The 15,900-nt window shown below is 73.7% G+C and carries 11 protein-coding genes; 5 read left to right on the top strand and 6 right to left on the bottom strand.

Annotation, left to right across the window (positions count from 1 at the left end; genetic code table 11):
• Positions 1-27 precede the first annotated feature (27 nt).
• Positions 28-1,326 carry an ABC transporter substrate-binding protein gene (locus ACIPLC_RS21000; protein ID WP_400474506.1) on the top strand — a complete coding sequence of 433 codons (1,299 nt, stop codon included), beginning with the start codon at positions 28-30 and terminating at the stop codon, positions 1,324-1,326.
• Between the two features lie 87 nt (positions 1,327-1,413).
• Here the strand turns inward: ACIPLC_RS21000 and ACIPLC_RS20995 are convergent, their stop codons facing one another.
• Together ACIPLC_RS20995 and ACIPLC_RS20990 are read right to left on the bottom strand one after the other, a co-directional pair.
• Positions 1,414-2,598: a hypothetical protein gene (locus tag ACIPLC_RS20995; RefSeq protein ID WP_400474505.1), complete on the bottom strand. Its 1,185-nt coding sequence runs from the start codon at positions 2,596-2,598 to the stop codon at positions 1,414-1,416.
• A gap of 247 nt (positions 2,599-2,845) precedes the next feature.
• Complete coding sequence (locus tag ACIPLC_RS20990) at positions 2,846-4,222, bottom strand: transcriptional regulator (protein ID WP_400474504.1); 1,377 nt, start codon at positions 4,220-4,222, stop codon at positions 2,846-2,848.
• 315 nt (positions 4,223-4,537) lie between these two features.
• Here ACIPLC_RS20990 and ACIPLC_RS20985 point away from each other — a divergent pair, with 315 nt between their 5' ends.
• Entirely contained in the window at positions 4,538-5,245 is a 708-nt protein-coding gene (locus tag ACIPLC_RS20985) for a bifunctional DNA primase/polymerase (RefSeq protein ID WP_400474544.1), read from the top strand.
• 482 nt (positions 5,246-5,727) lie between these two features.
• Here ACIPLC_RS20985 and ACIPLC_RS20980 read toward each other — a convergent pair whose 3' ends face one another.
• On the bottom strand, positions 5,728-6,420 hold the full coding sequence (locus tag ACIPLC_RS20980; protein WP_400474503.1) for a metal-dependent transcriptional regulator: 693 nt from the start codon (positions 6,418-6,420) through the stop codon (positions 5,728-5,730).
• A 221-nt stretch (positions 6,421-6,641) separates the two neighbouring features.
• On the opposite strand from ACIPLC_RS20980, the gene ACIPLC_RS20975 reads away from it, so the two are divergent.
• From ACIPLC_RS20975 to ACIPLC_RS20965, 3 genes are all read left to right on the top strand, one after another.
• Positions 6,642-7,406, top strand: a complete 765-nt coding sequence (locus tag ACIPLC_RS20975) for a sugar isomerase domain-containing protein (RefSeq protein ID WP_400474502.1) — start codon at positions 6,642-6,644, stop codon at positions 7,404-7,406.
• Positions 7,407-7,605: 199 nt separating this feature from the next.
• On the top strand, positions 7,606-8,514 hold the full coding sequence (locus ACIPLC_RS20970) for a DUF4231 domain-containing protein (protein WP_400474501.1): 909 nt from the start codon (positions 7,606-7,608) through the stop codon (positions 8,512-8,514).
• A gap of 23 nt (positions 8,515-8,537) precedes the next feature.
• Positions 8,538-9,392 carry an alpha/beta fold hydrolase gene (locus ACIPLC_RS20965; protein ID WP_400474543.1) on the top strand — a complete coding sequence of 285 codons (855 nt, stop codon included), beginning with the start codon at positions 8,538-8,540 and terminating at the stop codon, positions 9,390-9,392.
• Positions 9,393-9,407: 15 nt separating this feature from the next.
• Here ACIPLC_RS20965 and ACIPLC_RS20960 read toward each other — a convergent pair whose 3' ends face one another.
• From ACIPLC_RS20960 to ACIPLC_RS20950, 3 genes are all read right to left on the bottom strand, one after another.
• Positions 9,408-10,376, bottom strand: coding sequence for a 2-hydroxyacid dehydrogenase (locus ACIPLC_RS20960; RefSeq protein ID WP_400474500.1), 969 nt, complete (start codon positions 10,374-10,376; stop codon positions 9,408-9,410).
• Positions 10,377-10,470: 94 nt separating this feature from the next.
• Positions 10,471-14,478: an FxSxx-COOH system tetratricopeptide repeat protein gene (fxsT, locus tag ACIPLC_RS20955; RefSeq protein WP_400474499.1), complete on the bottom strand. Its 4,008-nt coding sequence runs from the start codon at positions 14,476-14,478 to the stop codon at positions 10,471-10,473.
• Positions 14,475-15,854 carry a TIR-like protein FxsC gene (locus ACIPLC_RS20950; protein WP_400474498.1) on the bottom strand — a complete coding sequence of 460 codons (1,380 nt, stop codon included), beginning with the start codon at positions 15,852-15,854 and terminating at the stop codon, positions 14,475-14,477. Before ACIPLC_RS20950 ends, fxsT begins: the two co-directional genes overlap by 4 nt.
• Positions 15,855-15,900 lie beyond the last annotated feature (46 nt).

Raw genomic sequence — 15,900 nt, 5'->3', positions numbered from 1 at the left:
GGATGGCGCCCCAGAGAGGGAAGACCGATGACCAGTCGAAGGGACCCGTTCCAGCCCCGGCACCAGCTCGCGCGGCGCCGCCACCGCCCGATCGCCGCGGCCGCCACCGCCGCGGCCCTGCTCCCCACCCTCTTCTCGGCCTCCGCGTGCGGCGGACCGGCCGATGCCTCCACCAGCGGCGGCGACCTCACCGTGATGACCTGGTCCCCGTCCGGCACCGGCTCCGCCGACCGGCCCGGCATGACCGCGCTCGCCGAGGCGATCGGCCGGGACGTCAACCTCAAGGGCGGGCTGAACGGCCGCCGGCTGCGGGTGCTCACCTGCAACGAGCACAACACCTCCGAAGGCGCCAGGGCCTGCGCCCAGCAGGCGGTGGACGCCAAGGCGGTCGCCGTGATCGGCTCCTACAGCCAGTACGGCTTCGACTTCATGCCGGTCCTGGAGCGCGCCGGCATCCCCCTGATCGGCGGCTACGGGCTCTCCCAGCCGGAGTTCAGCAGCCCGCTCTCGTACCCGGTGGACGGCGGCATGCCCGCGCTGATCGGTGGCAGCGGCCGCCAGCTGGTCGAGGCCGGCTGCAAGGCCGTCGCACTGGTCCGCCCGGACACCCCGTCCGGCGACAACCTGCTCGGCTACCTGGCCAACGCGCTCAAGCCGACCGGCATCAAGCTGCTCGACGTCAAGGCGCCCGAGCAGTCCACCGACTACACGGCGGTGGCCCGCAAGGCGATCGGCAAGGACGAACCGGCGAACTGCGTCACCAGCGCCCTCGCCGCCGAGCCGACCGGCAACCTGCTGGACTCCTACCGCCGGCTGAACCCGAAGAACACCCGGATCGCCTCGGTGATCGGCAGTGTGCAGCAGTCGGTGGTCGACTCCACCGGCGGCGACTCCGGCCCGCTGGCCGGCGCCTACGTCACCAGCTGGTACCCGCCGGAGTCGGCGAAGATCTGGGACGGGCTGCGCGCGGTGGTGCGCGCCGACTCCACCGGTGGCCACGGCATCGACGTCTCCGACCCCGGCGTGCAGACCACCTGGGTCGCGTACGAGGTGTTCCGGCTGGTCTCCGAGAAGATCACGGCGGGCGGGCGGCAGGTCACCGAGAAGACCGTCACCGGGCTGCTGGACAGCGGCGAGGGCATCGACGTCGGCCTCACCCCGCCGCTGAACTGGGGCACCACCAACATGCTGCCCAGCACCGAGTCACCCCGGCTGGTGAACACCTGGGTCACCTACCAGGTGGTCAAGGGCGGCCGGATGACCCTGCAGCAGCCGGGCTTCGTGGACATCCGCTGGGTGCTCACCGGGGGCCGCCCGCCGGCGTGACGCACGGACCACGAAGGGGCGGAGGGCGGAGGCACGGAGGCACGGACGGCGAAGGGGCGGGCCGGCGGGCCCGTTCCCCCGTCTGCCCTACAGGTCGCCGTCGCTGCGGCTGGGCAGGCCGGTCTGGGTGGCGATCGCGTTCCAGAGCGTCGAGGCCTGCTTCTTCGCCGTGGTCGCCGTGCCGCTGGCCTGGACGGCGTTCTTGTAGTGCTGGTTGTCCAGCTTCTTGGGGTCGCAGGCGCCCTGCGAGTCCCCGGCCCAGGCCGCGTACTCGTCGTCGGCCTGCGCGGAGGCGGTCCACGCCGCGTTGAGCTGCTCGACCAACTGCTGGCCGCCGGGCAGCTTGTCGGCCTTCAGCTGGCCGAGCTTGGTCTGGAGTTCGCGCCGCTTGCCGGCCGCGCCGGTGAGCGCCTGCTGCGACTCGGGCAGCTTGTCGCACTTCTGCACCGCGGCGACCGCGCCGACCACCGCCGAGCGGCTGTCGCTCGCGGTGCCGAGCAGGTCCGACAGCGGCTGCGCCTGGGCCTTGACCGCCGGGTCGACGGCCGTGCCCGAACTGCTCGCGCTCGCCGTGCCGGGGGTGGTGCTGCCGGTGGCGGCCACCGGGAGGGTCTTCTTGGCGTCGGCGGCGGGGGTGGTGTCGTCCCCGTTCACCAGGACGGCGACCAGGATGCCGGCCACCGCGAAGCCGGCCACCACCCCGCCGATGACCAGCTTGTTGGACGGGCGGCCGCCGCGGGCGGGCGGAACCTGCGCGACCGCCTGGGTGGCGCCGAAGCCCTGCCCGTGGCCCTGGCCGTAGTCCTGCCCGGGGTAGTCCTGACCGGGGTAGGCCGGCGCCGGCTGCGGCTGCCCGGCCTGCGAGTAGCCCTGGTAGCCGCCCGGGCCGGGCTGCTGCGGGTAGCCGGCCTGGGACTGGCCCGTGGGGTACCCGCCCGCGTACGGGTCCGCGCCCGGGTACGGCGGGAGGTGCTGCGTCTCCGGCGCCGGCTCGTTCTGCGGGACGCCGTAACCGGGCTGCGGAGCGCCGGCCCACGGGGCGGGCTGGGCCGGCAGGGCCTGGGTCGGCCGCGCGTGCCCGCCCTCGCCGAGGTACTCCGGCTGCCCGGACGGCTGCCCCACCGGCGGCACGCCCGTCTGCCCCTGCGGGTGGCCCTGGGGGTGACCCTGCGGCTGGCCCGGCACGCCGCCCTGGGTCTGGCCGGGCTCGGGGCGGAACAGGTCGTCCAGGTTGAAGTCACCCGAGTTGGGGTACGAGCGGCGCTGGCTCAACGCGATTCCTCACCTGTGCACGACCGCGCGCTGACGGCGGACCACATCTCGTCGGTTCTTGGGGGCATCACAGTTCCTTGGACGTCGCGCCCACGCTACCGGTTCGCCGAACCGGGTGACCACGCGGGCGGGGCATCCCTCACGCTCCCCTCACGCCGCCCCGCCGGGGCCCGGGGCCCGCCAGGACCGGCCGGACCAGCCGGACCGGGCCCGGTGCCCCGAGCGGAACGCCAGGACCTGTCCGGCCCTAAGCGGCCTCCGCATCCGCCCTGGCGTGGAACTCGCGGACCACCCGCTGCTCCCGGTACGGCTCCAGCCTGCGCCGGAACTCGTCCAGGTACTCCACGCCGCGGTTGGACCGCAGCCCGCTCAGCAGCCGGACCGCCTGCGCGCCCGTCTCACAGGCGCGTTCGAGGTCCCGTTGTTGCAGCTGGGCGGTGGCGAGCAGGACGAGGTCCACCGCCCGGCGGCGGACCCGGGTCGGCGGGTGCAGGTCGAGCGCCCGGCGGGCGTAGTGCTCGGCCTGGCCGGCCTGCTCCAAGTCCCGGTGACAGTGGGCCAGTTCGTCCGCCAGGTAGGCGTCGTCGAAGTGGACGATCCAGTCCGGGTCGTCCTCCGGGTGGCGCTTCTCCATCATCTCCAGCGCCTTGGCCGCCACCGCCTCGCAGGAGCGGGCGTCCCCCAGCAGGGCGTGGCCGCGGGCCTCGGCGGCGTAGAACATCGCCATCGCCGTCGGGGTGGCGACCGTCCGGGCGCCCTCCTGCGCGGCGCGGGCGAGCTGGGCGATCTCCCGCGGGTTGCCGAGCGTCGCCGCCAGGTGGCTCATCGACGCCGCCAGCACGTAGCCGCCGTAGCCGCGGTCGTCGGCCGCCTGGGCGAGCCGGAGCGCCTGGATGTAGTAGCGCTGGGCCAGGCCGGGTTGGCCGGTGTCCACCGCCATGTAGCCGGCCAGTTCGGTCAACCGGGCCACTGCGGCGAAGAGTTGGCGCCCGGTCTCGTCCCGGTACGCCCCGCCGAGCAGGCTGGAGACCACCGAGTTGAGGTAGTGCACGACCACCGGACGCACGTGACCGCTGCCGAAGCGGTGGTCCAGGTCGACCAGCATCGTGGTGGTGGCCTTGATCGCGGCCACGTCGGTCGGGCCGACCCGGGGGCCGCCGGCGCGGGCCACCACCGGGTCGGGCGGGGTGATCAGCCAGTCCCGGCTGGGCTCCACCAGCGCGGAGGCCGCGACCGTGGCCCCGGTCAGGAAGTCCCGCCGGCCGACGTCGCTGCGCCAGAGCTCGCAGACCTGCTCCAGGGCGGCGTTCAGGGTCGGCGCGAACTGGAGCCCGATACCGGAGCTGAGGTTCTTGCCGTCGGCCATGCCGATCTCCTCGACCGACACGCTGCGGCCGAGCTTGCGGCCGAGGGCCTCGGCGATCACCGCCGGCGCCTGCCCGCGCGGCTGCTGCCCGCGCAGCCAGCGGGCGACGGAGGTCTTGTCGTACCGCAGGTCCAGACCGTGCTCGGCGCCGCAGAGGTTGACCCTCCGGGCCAGGCCGGCGTTGGAGCAGCTGGCCTCCTGGATCAGTTGCTGCAGACGCTCGTTGGGCTGTCGTGCGACGAGTGGTCTTGCGGCCATTGGGTTTCGCCTCCCCACACCCTCCGGTCCCGGCCGGCGGGCGACGATTCTGCTGATCTGTTGCCGACTGTCCGACCGTCCAAGGAATCTGACACCAGGTTAGCGATCAGCAACGCCAGCGGGATACCCACGGTGACGATCCGCACCCCCCACGCGCCCTGGGAAATGCTCCTGTGCGCCCCCACTGCGCCTGCCTCCGCCCGCCTCAACTCGGTCGAGTAACCGGTTCGGGTGACATTGCCGGTATACGCCCAACCGGCTTGCGCCGGGCCGTAACCAGCCTCACACACGGTAGTTGAGCAGCGTGTGGAAGACATCCCCGACTCCCCCGACCAGGGCAAGACCGCCGCACTGCCCCCGCTGCTCATCGAAGCCGTCGGCTACGCCGAGAACCGCCACTGGGAGGTCGCTCCCGGCGCCTGGCTGATCGACGGCGACGGGCCCGCCCGCTGCTCCTGCGGCGACCGGCGCTGCCTGCTGCCGGGGGCCCACCCGCTCGACGCGGACTGGGCCCGCAAGGCGAGCGCCGGGCCGGGGGCGGTGCGACGCTGGTGGACCGAGCGGCCGCAGGCCTCGATCCTGCTGCCCACCGGCCGGTCCTTCGACGTCCTGGACGTCCCGGAGACGGCCGGCTGCCTGGCGCTGGCGCGGATGGAGCGGATGGACCTCCAGCTGGGCCCGGTCGCGGTGCTGCCCGCCTCGCCCGGCCGGATCGGCCGGCGGCTGCACTTCCTGGTGCTGCCCGGGGTCGCGGCCAAGCTGCCGGAGATGCTCCGCAAGCTCGGCTGGCCGCCCGGTCGGCTGGACCTGGTGGCCCGCGGCGAAGGGGACTGGACGGTCGCCCCGCCGTCCCGGATCGGCGGCACCGGCTACGCCCAGTGGGCCCGCTCCCCCTCGGCGCTCAACCGCTGGCTGCCCGACGCCGCCGAGCTGATCAGCCCGCTCGCGTACGCCTGCGGACGCGAGGCGCCCGCGGCCGCCCGCCCCCAGCCCGCCCAGCCGGCGGCGGCGGCGGTGCGCTGAACGGGCGCAGCAGCGGTTCACCGCCCGATTCACCGCCCCGATTCACCGCCCCCGTGAACGGCCGCCCTACGCCTATCGGGTGAGGGCGCGCAGCGCGCGACACCCCGCGCACGGCTGACGGGCCTTGTCTCCCACCGGAGGCGGGGCCCGTCACACGCATGTGCGGATAAGGCCTCCGTGTACCCGCTGATCATGGGCGAAAGCCCCTCGGACGAGTGACAACGCTCAAGGATTGCCATGATCGGCCGAGGGGAGGAATTGCGGTGCGAGGGGACGCCGGAGGGAGCGCTCGGACGGGGAAGCCGGGCGAGGCGGTGGAGGGGACGGGAGGGACGGAGGGGACAGGGAGGGAACGGGGAGGCGAAAGGGCCCGCTGCACGGGGAGCAGCGGGCCCTTCTCGTCGTTCCGGGAAGCGCGTTCCCCGTTCCTGGAAGCGTTCCAGGCCCCGGGAGGGCGCTCCATGCCCCGGGAAGCGCCCTCCTCAGGCCTGGGCGACGAAGACGTGCTGGGCGATGTCCTTGCCCAGCTCCGCCGCGTTCTCCCCGGTGCCGACCAGCACGCCGGCGACGCCGGCGCTCACCTGCACGGTGGAGCCCGGCCGGATCCCGGCCCGGCGCAACGTGCGCATCAGCTCGCCGTCGGTCTGGATCGGCTCGCCGATCCGGCGGACCACGACGCTGGCGCCGCCGTCGCCCGGCTTGACGGTGTCCAGCGGGACGAGCGCGGCGTCGAAGCCCTCGCCCTCCGCCTTGGCGTCGCCCAGCTCGTCCAGGCCCGGAATCGGGTTGCCGTACGGGGACTGGCTCGGGTGGCCGAGCATGGCGAGCACCTTGCGCTCGACCGTCTCGCTCATCACGTGCTCCCAGCGGCAGGCCTCCTCGTGGACCTGCTCCCACTCCAGCCCGATCACGTCGACGAGCAGGCACTCGGCGATCCGGTGCTTGCGCATGACGCGCACGGCGAGCCGGCGCCCGTCGTCGGTGAGTTCGAGGTGGCGGTCGCCCGCTACCTGCAACAGCCCGTCGCGCTCCATCCGGCCGACCGTCTGGCTGACCGTGGGGCCGCTCTGCTCCAGTCGCTCGGCGATCCGGGCGCGCATCGGGACGATGCCTTCCTCCTCCAGCTCCAGGATGGTGCGAAGGTACATCTCAGTGGTGTCGATCAGCCCAGACATCGCCGCTGGCTCCGTTCTTCGGTGTCCTCACCGCCAATTCTGACGTACTGCACCGACAACCGGGCCCGCGCAAGGGCCCCGGGTCCCGGTTTTCGTTCCTGTTGACAGCGGTGCCGCCGGGGCGCCACCGTGCTCGCCGTAGCTTTCTCCACTGGCGGCCGGACCCACCCGGCCCGCCCCACCCGGCCGGCTCCCCCACCGGCAGAGAGCGAAGGCAACAGATGAACGACCTGGTCGGCCGGTACTTCGACGCCGCGATCGCCCACCTCCAGCGGGTCCGGGAGGAGGAGGCCGAGGCCATCGAGGCCGCCGCGGCGCTGCTCGCCGAGGCGATCACCGAGGGCCGCCGGGTGTTCACCTTCGGCGCAGGGCATTCCGCGCTGCCGGCCCAGGACGTGGTCTACCGGGCCGGCGGACTGGTCCCGATGAACCTGCTGAACGTCCCCGGGATGGCCGGGGTGACGGTGATGCCCGCGCCGCTGGCCAGCGCGCTGGAGCGGGTGTCCGGCCTGGCCACCACCACCCTGGACCTGACCCCGGCCACCTCCGGCGACCTGCTGTTCGTGATCTCGCTGTCCGGCCGCCAGGTCATGCCGGTCGAGCTGGCCCGGTACGCCCGGGACCGCGGCCTGAAGGTGATCGGCGTGACCTCGCTGGCGTACCCGGGCGAGGTGCCCCCGGCGCACCCGTCCGGCACGTACCTGAAGGACAACTGCGACGTGGTGCTGGACAGCAAGATCGCGGTCGGGGACGGCGAGCTGACCCACCCGGCCGCCGAGACCACCTTCGGCCCGGTCTCCACCATCGTGACCAGCGCGCTCATGCAGGCCGTGGTCGCCTCGGCGGTCGGCCGGCTGGCCGACGCGGCGGCCGCCGGCACCACCGCGGCCCCGCCGCTGTTCCGCTCCGGCAACGTCCCCGGCGGCACCGAGTGGAACGCCAAGCAGATGGCCGACAACGCCGACCGGATCCTCTACACCTACTGACGCCCGCCGGTCCACGCACGGTGTCCGCCCGCCCACCGAACGTACCCGGGCCGGACAATCCACCGGGGCATCCCGGCCATTGCGGGCGGCCCCGGGGCGGGCCAGGCGTACCGGGAAGCCGCCCGGGGCAGGAGAGCGGTGCGACCGGAGCGACGGGTGGGGGCCGAACATGGCGTCTGGTGCGGGACGGACGGGGTGGGTGCGCGAGCGGGAACTGCTGCCCGGGTTCTTCTGGGCCGCCGACGCGGCCTCGCTGCGCGGCCAGCGGCGTTCGGTCCTGCTCTCCGCCTGGGAGCTGCTCCTGCTGGTGGTCGCCGCCGCGACCGGCTCGGCCGACGGCGAGGCGTGGGCCTGGCCGGCGGCCGCCGCCTACCTCGGCGCGATCGTCCTCGCGGTCGTGATCAGCCGGCAGAACCCGCAGGGCCTCTGGTACGAGGGCCGGGCCGCCGCCGAGTCGGTCAAGACGCTGGCCTGGAAGTTCGCCGTCCGGGCGGACGCCTACCAACCGCCGCCGCGCACCCTGCCGGACGCCGAGGGCCTGTACCGCGTCCAGCTCGGCGGGGTGCTGGGAGCCTTCCGGGACGGCCGGGTGGTCGCGCCGGGCGCGGGGGCGGAGCTCGCCGGGATCACGGCGGCGATGCGCGACCTGCGCGAGCAGCCGCTCGCGGTGCGGCGCGAGGTGTACCTGCGGGAGCGGATCCAGGTGCAGCACGACTGGTACCGCGCCAAGTCCCGGTACTGCGCCCGGGCCGGGGCCCTGGCCGGGGTGCTGGGCGTGGTGCTCCCGGCGCTCGGGCTGGTGCTCGCGGTGCTGCGGGCGCTCGGCGCGTTCACCTACGACGCGCTGGGCACCGTCTCGGCGGTGGCCGCCTCGGTCACCGCGTGGGCGCAGCTGCGCCAGTACCGCCCGCTGGCCGCCGCGTACGGGCTGGCCGCCGACGAACTGGAGCTCATCCGGCGCCAACTGGCCCGGCTGGACGTGGAGTCGGCGGACGCCGAGGAGCTCTGGGCCCGGCTGGCCCGGGACGCCGAGGACGCGGTCTCCCGCGAGCACACCACCTGGCAGGCCCGCCGGGAGATCCGCACCACCACCGACCGGGACCACTGAGGAGGCCGCAGGTGTCGTTACGGATGGTCAAGGCCCCGGACGGCCGCGCCCTCGCCGTCGAGTCCCTGGGCGACCCGCGCGGCCGGCCGGTGTTCCTGCTGCACGGCATGCCCGGCAGCCGGGTGGGCCCGCACCCGCGCAGCACCGTGCTGTACCGGCTGGGGGTGCGGCTGATCTCCTACGACCGGCCCGGCTACGGCGACTCGACCCGGCAGTTCGGCCGCCGGGTGAGCGCGGCGGCGGCCGACGTGCGGGCCATCGCGGACGACCTCAAGCTGGACGGCTTCGCGGTGCTCGGCCGCTCCGGCGGCGGCCCGCACGCGCTGGCCTGCGCGGCGCTGCTGCCGCAGCGGGTCAGCCGGGTGGCGGTGCTGGTCGGCCTGGCACCGCGCAACGCGACCGGCCTGGACTGGTACGCCGGGATGACCCCGTCGAACGTGCACGCCTACCAGGAGGCGGAGCGCGGGCACGGCCAGATCGCCGACGCGATGGAGTTCCGCTCCCGGCAGATCAAGGACGACCCGGTCCGGCTGCTGAACGGACTGCGACCCGAACTGTCGCCCGCCGACCGGGAGGTGGTGGCCGACAGCGGGCTGCGGCGGATGCTGCAGAGCAACTACCGGGAGGCGTTCCGGCACGGCGCGGACGGCTGGATCGACGACGTGCTGGCGTTCACCGCCGACTGGGGGTTCAAGGTCGAGGACATCGCGGTGCCGAGCTGGCTGTGGCACGGCGCCGACGACCAGTTCTCCCCGGTCGAGCACTCCCGCTGGCTGGCCGACCACATCCCCGGCGCCGAGCTCTTCCTGGAGCCCGGCGCCGCGCACTTCGGCGCGTTCCGGGTGCTGACCACCGCCCTGGCCTGGGCGGCGGGCTGAGGCCCGTACGTTCGTCTAGGCCGTCACCGGGGTGACCGGCGCTCCCCCGCCCAGCACGGCCAGGACGTTGTCCACCGCCAGGCCGCCCATCGCCTGCCGGGTGCGGACGGTGGCACTGCCCAGGTGCGGGGCCAGGACGGCGCGCTCCTGGGCGAGCAGCGCGGACGGGACGGCCGGCTCGTGCTCGAAGTTGTCCACGGCGGCGGCGAACAGCGCGCCGGACTCCAGCGCGGCGGCCAGCGCCTCCTCGTCCACCACCCCGGCGGTCATGCTGACCACCACCGCCCCGCGCGGCAGCAGGGCGAGGCGGCGGGCGTCCAGCAGGTGCCGGGTGGCGGCGCTGAGCGGGGCGGTGACGACCAGCACCGTGGAGCCGGCGAGCAGGTCCTCCAGCGGCCGCCAGGTGGCGCCGTCGGCCTGCTCGGGCGGCAGTTCGCGGCGGTTGTGGTAGCTGACCGGCATGTCGAAGGCGCGGGCCCGGCGGGCCACCGCCTGCCCGATCCGGCCCATGCCGAGCACGCCCAGCGGGGTGCCGGCCAGCTCCATGCCGAGCAGGAAGTTCGGCGCCCAGGTCCAGGGGCTGCCGGAGCGCAGCAGGCGCTCGCCCTCGCCGAGCCGGCGGGTGGCGGCCAGCAGCAGCGCCCAGGCCATGTCGGCGGTGGCGGTGGTGAGCACGCCGGGGGTGTTGGAGACCAGCACGCCGCGTTCGGCGCAGGCGGCCAGGTCGATGTTGTGGTGCCCCACGGCGTGGTTGGCGACGATCTCCAGGGACGGCCCGGCGGCGGCCAGGAACTCGCCGTCGACCCGGTCGTCCAGGGTGGTGAGCACGGCGCGGCGGCCGCGGACGGCGGCCAGCAGTTCGGGCCGGGCCATCGCCCGGTCGGAGTCGTGGCAGGTGACGGCGTGCTGGGCGGTGAGCCGTTCGATCACCCCGGGCGCGAGGCGTCGGGTGACCAGGACCGGGGGCGGGGTCTGCTCGCTCATGGTGCCGCAGCGTACCCGGCCCCCGGCCGGGCGGTGCCGCAACGTCCCCGCCCCTGACCGGAGGCCGTGCTCACACCGGCCCTCACACCGGCGCTTACACCGGCTGCGGCTCCAGGTCCCGGTTGATCCGCTTCCAGCCGCGCGCCGCCACCGTGTTGGGGTGCTCCTCGCCGAACTGCCGGATCAGCTCGCCGATCGCGCGGGCCCGCAGTTCGGCGGCCTGGGTGTGCCGGCCGGCCGAGCGCAGGGTGATCGACAGGTTGGCCTCGCAGGCGACGGCGTCCGGGTGCCGGGGCGTGTAGCGCTCGCACAGGCCCTGGTAGGCGGCCCGGCCGAGTTCCTCGGAGAGGCCGATCTGGCCGTCGTCGCCGTAGGCGTTGGCCAGGTTGATCACCGCGTTGAGGGTGTACGGGTGGTCGGCTCCGACGGAGTCGGTGAGTCCGTCGACGGTGAGCCGGCCGCGTTCGATGGCGCCCTGGATGTCGCCGCTGCCGCGCAGGTAGATGCCGAGGTTGTTGGCGCAGGCCAGGGTGAAGGGGTGTTCGTCGCCGAACAGGCGGCGGTGGCCCTCGAAGACGGTGGAGCAGAGGTCGCGGGCGGCCTCCTTGTCGCCGGAGGCGCTGTGGTCGGCGGCCAGGTTGAGCGCGCAGGCGAGCGCGTCGGGGGCGTCGGCGCCGTAGCGCTCCAGGTAGCGCTCGTAGGTCTCCTTGGTGATCCGGCGGGCTTCGGCGAGCGCGCCGATGCGGCGCAGCGAGACGGCCAGGGACTTGGCGTTGCGCAGGTTCTCGGGCAGGTCGGGGTCGAGGACGTCGCCGAGGTCGGAGGTGACTTCCTGGAGCAGGTCGACCGAGCCGCGGTAGTCGCCGAGTTCGCGCAGGTCGCGGGCGAGGTTGGATTTGGTGGAGAGGGTGTAGGGGTGCCGGGGGCCGAGGACGGCGGTGCGGCGGTCGAGGGTCTCCTGGTCGAGTTCGCGGGCGGCCTCGCTGTTGCCGACGAGCCGGTAGTCGATGGCCAGGTTGTTGGCCATGGAGAGCGTGCGCGGGTTGTCGTCGCCGAACAACTCGCGGAACTGGTCGAGGATTTCGCGGTCGAGGTCGAGTGCGGCCTGGAACCGGCCGAGTGCCCGGCGGTCGGCGCCGAGGGAGCCGGCCGTCATCAGGGTGTACGGGTGGTGCTCGCCGAGCAGTGCCCGCTGGCGTTCCAGGGTGTCCTCGTCCAGGGCCAGGGCTTCGGCGTAGTTGCCCTGGGAGCGCAGCACGTTGGCGAGCTGGAAGCGCAGCAGCAGGGTCTGCCGGTCGTTCTCGCCGAGTTTGCTGGTCCACTCCGCGTCCAGGGCGTGGCCGAGGTCGCGGGCGCGGTCGAGTTCGCCGCGCTTCCAGAGGTAGCGGACGCGGTCGATGAGCAGTTGGCGGGTGTCCGCCTCGTCGCAGTTGTGTGCCTTGGAGGGCGACAGGTGCGGCCAGATCTCGTCGAAGGCGGGCCAGTTGGCGGGGTCGTCGGTGTCGCCGAGGACGGGCCGGGCGCCGGTGAGGATGCGATGAACCTCGTGGACGGCGATCTCCTGTTCGTCGTCGGTCATCTCGGCCCGGATCACCGCCTGGACGAGCCGGTGCACCTGGAAGCTGTTGCTGCCGGCGTCCACCTTGGCCAGCGCGTACCGGCCGATCGCCTGGATCACCTTGCCCAGCATGAACTTGTCGCTGAGGTCGGCGTCGTACCTCACCAGCGCCCGGATCATCTGGTCGCTGTAGAAGAGGTTCATCGAGATCGGCTCGGGCGCGAAGAACGCGCAGAGCTGCAACAGCCGGACGGCGGCCGGGGATTGCTGGCGCAGCCGACCGATGGAGACGTTCCAGGTGGCGCCGACCGGGGTCGGGTAGTCGGTGGGGCGGGAGACGGCCAGCGCGCGGGCCGCCTCGGCGTGCAGTTGGGCGACGTAGGTCTCCACCGGGGTGCCGGTGGTGTCCAGCCAGGCGGCCGCGACCTCGACGGCGAGCGGCAGGTCGCCGACCGCCTCGGCGACCCGGTCGGCGTCCGGGCGGGACAGGCCGCGGGCGCGCCGGCACAGGTGCTCGACGCTCTCGCCGCGGGTGAAGACGTCCACCTCCAGCGCCTCGGCGTGCCCGGTCCAGGCCTGGTTCCGGGAGGTGACCAGGATGTGGCCGGAGCCGCCGGGGAAGAAGCGGCGGATCTCGGCCGGTTCGTCGGCGTTGTCGAAGATCAGCAGCCAGCGCGAGGTGGGCACGCCGCGGCGCAGCGCCTCCCGGGCGGCCTCGGCGGCTTCGGTGACGGAGTCGCCGACGCGCAGGCCGAGCCGGCGGGCGAGGTCGGCGAGGGCCGGGGCGACGAGTTCGGTCTGTTCGGCGTCGATCCACCAGACCAGGTCGTAGTCGGACATGAAGCGGTGCGCGTATTCCAGCGCGACCTGGGTCTTGCCGACGCCGCCGAGCCCGTAGAGGGTCTGCGGGGTGGGCAGGACGGCGGCCATGCCGCCGCGCAGCTGGTTGCGCAGTTGTTCGAGGACGGCGGCGCGGCCGGTGAAGGAGGGGTTGCGGGGCGGCACGTCCCAGACCGTCGGCTTGCTGCCGGGGAAGCGCGGTCCGCCGCCGTTGGTCTCGGTCAGGGCGACGTCGCCGCGGCCGAGGGCGCGCAGCAGGGTCTGGACGGACTGCTGCTCGTCGCGGCCGACGAGGTCGACGGGGTTGCGGTTGCTGAACGGCGCGGTGAGCCTGACGTCGCCGACGCGGACGGGGACGAGCTGGCGCCGGGTGCCGGCGGGGTCGGAGTTGACCACCGATTCCCACAGCGCCCGGGCCTGCGGGGAGCGCTGGTAGGCGGGCGAGAGGACGGCGACGGTCCGGTAGGCGGCGTCGATGCCGCGTTCGGTCTCCTCGCGCGGGTCGGTGCCGGCGCTGAGGTCGCGGGGCAGCACCCGGAAGCCGGCCCGGGTGAGCACGGACTCGATCCAGTCCGCCCACATCCGGTCCTCGGGCACGTAGGACAGGTAGAGGTCGGCGGGGACGGACGGGCGGCGGCGGGTGAACGCGTCCACGTAGCGCAGCCGCAGTTCCTCGTCCATCGCCGGCAGGGAGGTGACCTTGCGCTGGGTGATCATCGCGGTGAGGCGCTCGCAGGCGGCCAGCATCGAGGTCTGGGTGCCGCTCTGGTCGCCGAAGGTGGCGAGGATCTCCTCGTAGGCGTAGAACGGCCGGTACGGGATCTCCACCGAGCCCCAGTACGCGGAGAGTTCCTCGCCGTTCAGGCCGGACGGCAGCCCGTCGAAGCGGACCCTGGCGAGCGCGCGCCCGGCGTCGGCCTTCTCCTTCTCGCCCTCGTCGATGCGCATCGGGACGGGCAGGATGCGGATGCCGCGCTCGCGGTAGCGGTCGTGGATGTGCTGGGCGATCCGGGAGGCGCCGTCGATGGACTGGTCGCTCAGGGTGAAGCAGACCACCAGGTCGTCGGGCATCTGGACGGTGCAGATCTCGGCGATGTCGGACAGGCCGGTGCGCGAGTCGATCAGCACGTAGTCGTACCGCTTGCTCATGTCCGCCTTGAGGGCGTCGAAGAACTGCCCGCCGTCGAAGCGGTCGTAGAAGATGTCCCAGTCCAGGTGGGTGACGGCCTCGGAGTAGTCCCGGTTGAACTGGCCGGCGGACAGGAAGTCCAGGCTGCCCCCGGTCGGGAACAGCGGCCAGGACAGCGACAGCGCGTGCGGGTGCACCCTGGCGAAGTCCAGGTGCCAGCCCTCGGCGTGCTCGACCGGGCGCAGGGCCTCCTCGCGGTACTCGGCGATCAGGTCCATCATCCCGGTCGTGCCGGCCAGCGAGGCCGGGTCGAGGAAGGGGTGGAAGAACTTGGCCAGGCCCGGCGCCTCCAGGTCCCAGTCCACGGTGAGCACCCGGTAGCCGTTGGCGGCGAGGATCCAGGCGGTGTTGGCGAGCGCCATGGTGCGCCCGGTGCCGCCCTTGTAGGAGTAGAAGGTGATGACCCGGCCGTTGCGGTCCTGCTCCGCGGACCGTCGCTCGGCCTCCCGCTGGGCGGCCAGTTCGGCCACGGTGAGGCCCCCGACGCGGAAGTTCCTGGTGGGGTTCTCGCTCATCTGGGTCGTCCTCCCAAGGGCGCCATCCCGTCATCGGGGTCATCGCCGTCGTCACGGTCTGGGTGGTCGTCGTTCCCGAAGCCGTCCGGCCCGAAGGGGGCCTCCCCTCCGAAGGGGGCCGCGCCCGGGCCGCGCCGGAACGCGTCCCGCAGGTTCGGGCGGGGCGTCGGCGGGTCCTCCGGCTCGGCCCTGGTGCGGCCCTCGAAGGCGTACTTGGCCTTCATGGCGGCCCGGGGCAACGCGTCGTCGAAGTCCTCCAGGGTGTTCAGCCCGGTCGGGCCGGTCACGCCGAGGAAGCTGGGGCGGCTCGCCCGCCGGGTGATGCGCAGCGCCTGGTCGCTCAACTCGCCGAGTTCGCCGCCGCGTTCCTCGCACTCGGGGTCCTCGGTGTTCCACGGCTCCAGGACGCTCACCCAGGTGGCGTCCGAGCGGTCGAAGCGGCGGACGAGCTCCCGGCGGTCCGGGTCGCGCAGCGCCCACCGGTCGAGCAGGAGCAGGCCGGGGGCGGCGGCCTCCCCCTCGATGATCGACTCGACCTCGTCGTCGAACTCGTGCACGGTCGGCTGGAACCCCAACTGCCGGGCCAGCCGCACCGCGTGCTGGGCGATCGGCGAACCGGCCGGGCGGTACGGGTGCCAGTCGGTGCGCCGGGTGCCGTAGAAGTCGGGATTGCGGTCGGGCGGCACCTCGCCCTGGTGGTACGAGAGCACCGAGATCCGCAGCTGCTTGGTCGGCGCGCTCACGTTGAAGGCGCTGGGCAGCCCGTTGAAGTCCAGCCGCCGCCCGACCGGGATCACCGTCTCCTCGGCCACCTGGACGATCCGCGCCGCCAGCCGGTGCACGGCCAGCTCGTAGGCGGAGCGGAAGTAGGTGAGCTTCATCAGCGCGTACAGGCCCTCGGTGGCGTAGTCCGGCCCGAAACTGGCGTGGTTGAACTGGAGTTCACTCGCGACCTTGGGCAGCCGGTAGCGGCTCATCGGCGCCCAGAGCACCGGCACGATGCCGCTGGTGCGCTCGGCGTCGATCGTCGCCGGGTACACCGGGCGGCGGGTGAAGGCGTGCCACTCCTGCCCGCACGGGACGCTGTTGAAGTACCGGGGCGAGTACAGCGGTACGAACACCCGGCAGGTCGCCAGCTCCTCCGACAGCCGCTCCGCCCACAACTCCCCCTGGTGCATGGACTCGTCCATGAAGCCGACCGGCACCCCGGCCGGGACCGTGGTCAGTTGCAGCACCGCCTCGCACAGGTCCCGGTACAGCTGGCGGACCCAGTGGTTCGGATCACCGGCGCCGCGCGTGCCGGCCTTCGGGGTGTGCGCGTAGGAGAGGAAGAAGTACGGCCGGGCATCGTCCTCGTCCCAGCCACGGTCGTTCACACGCGCCTCCCCCGGGCCCGTCGGCAACCTGGTTCCCGCAGTCCCC

Origin of the sequence: Kitasatospora sp. NPDC086801 (genome assembly GCF_044745805.1) — a bacterium.
Classification (GTDB): domain Bacteria; phylum Actinomycetota; class Actinomycetes; order Streptomycetales; family Streptomycetaceae; genus Kitasatospora.
This window is presented reverse-complemented; position numbering and strand designations above follow the sequence as displayed.

Bases quoted from the DNA above. Each gene is read 5' to 3' on its own strand.
- ACIPLC_RS20990 (WP_400474504.1), bottom strand. From the start codon at position 4,222: ATGGCCGCAAGACCACTCGTCGCACGACAGCCCAACGAGCGTCTGCAG.
- ACIPLC_RS20960 (WP_400474500.1), bottom strand. From the start codon at position 10,376: ATGAGCGAGCAGACCCCGCCCCCGGTCCTGGTCACCCGACGCCTCGCG.
- ACIPLC_RS20965 (WP_400474543.1), top strand. From the start codon at position 8,538: ATGGTCAAGGCCCCGGACGGCCGCGCCCTCGCCGTCGAGTCCCTGGGC.
- ACIPLC_RS20975 (WP_400474502.1), top strand. From the start codon at position 6,642: ATGAACGACCTGGTCGGCCGGTACTTCGACGCCGCGATCGCCCACCTC.
- ACIPLC_RS20980 (WP_400474503.1), bottom strand. From the start codon at position 6,420: ATGTCTGGGCTGATCGACACCACTGAGATGTACCTTCGCACCATCCTG.
- ACIPLC_RS21000 (WP_400474506.1), top strand. From the start codon at position 28: ATGACCAGTCGAAGGGACCCGTTCCAGCCCCGGCACCAGCTCGCGCGG.
- fxsT (WP_400474499.1), bottom strand. From the start codon at position 14,478: ATGAGCGAGAACCCCACCAGGAACTTCCGCGTCGGGGGCCTCACCGTG.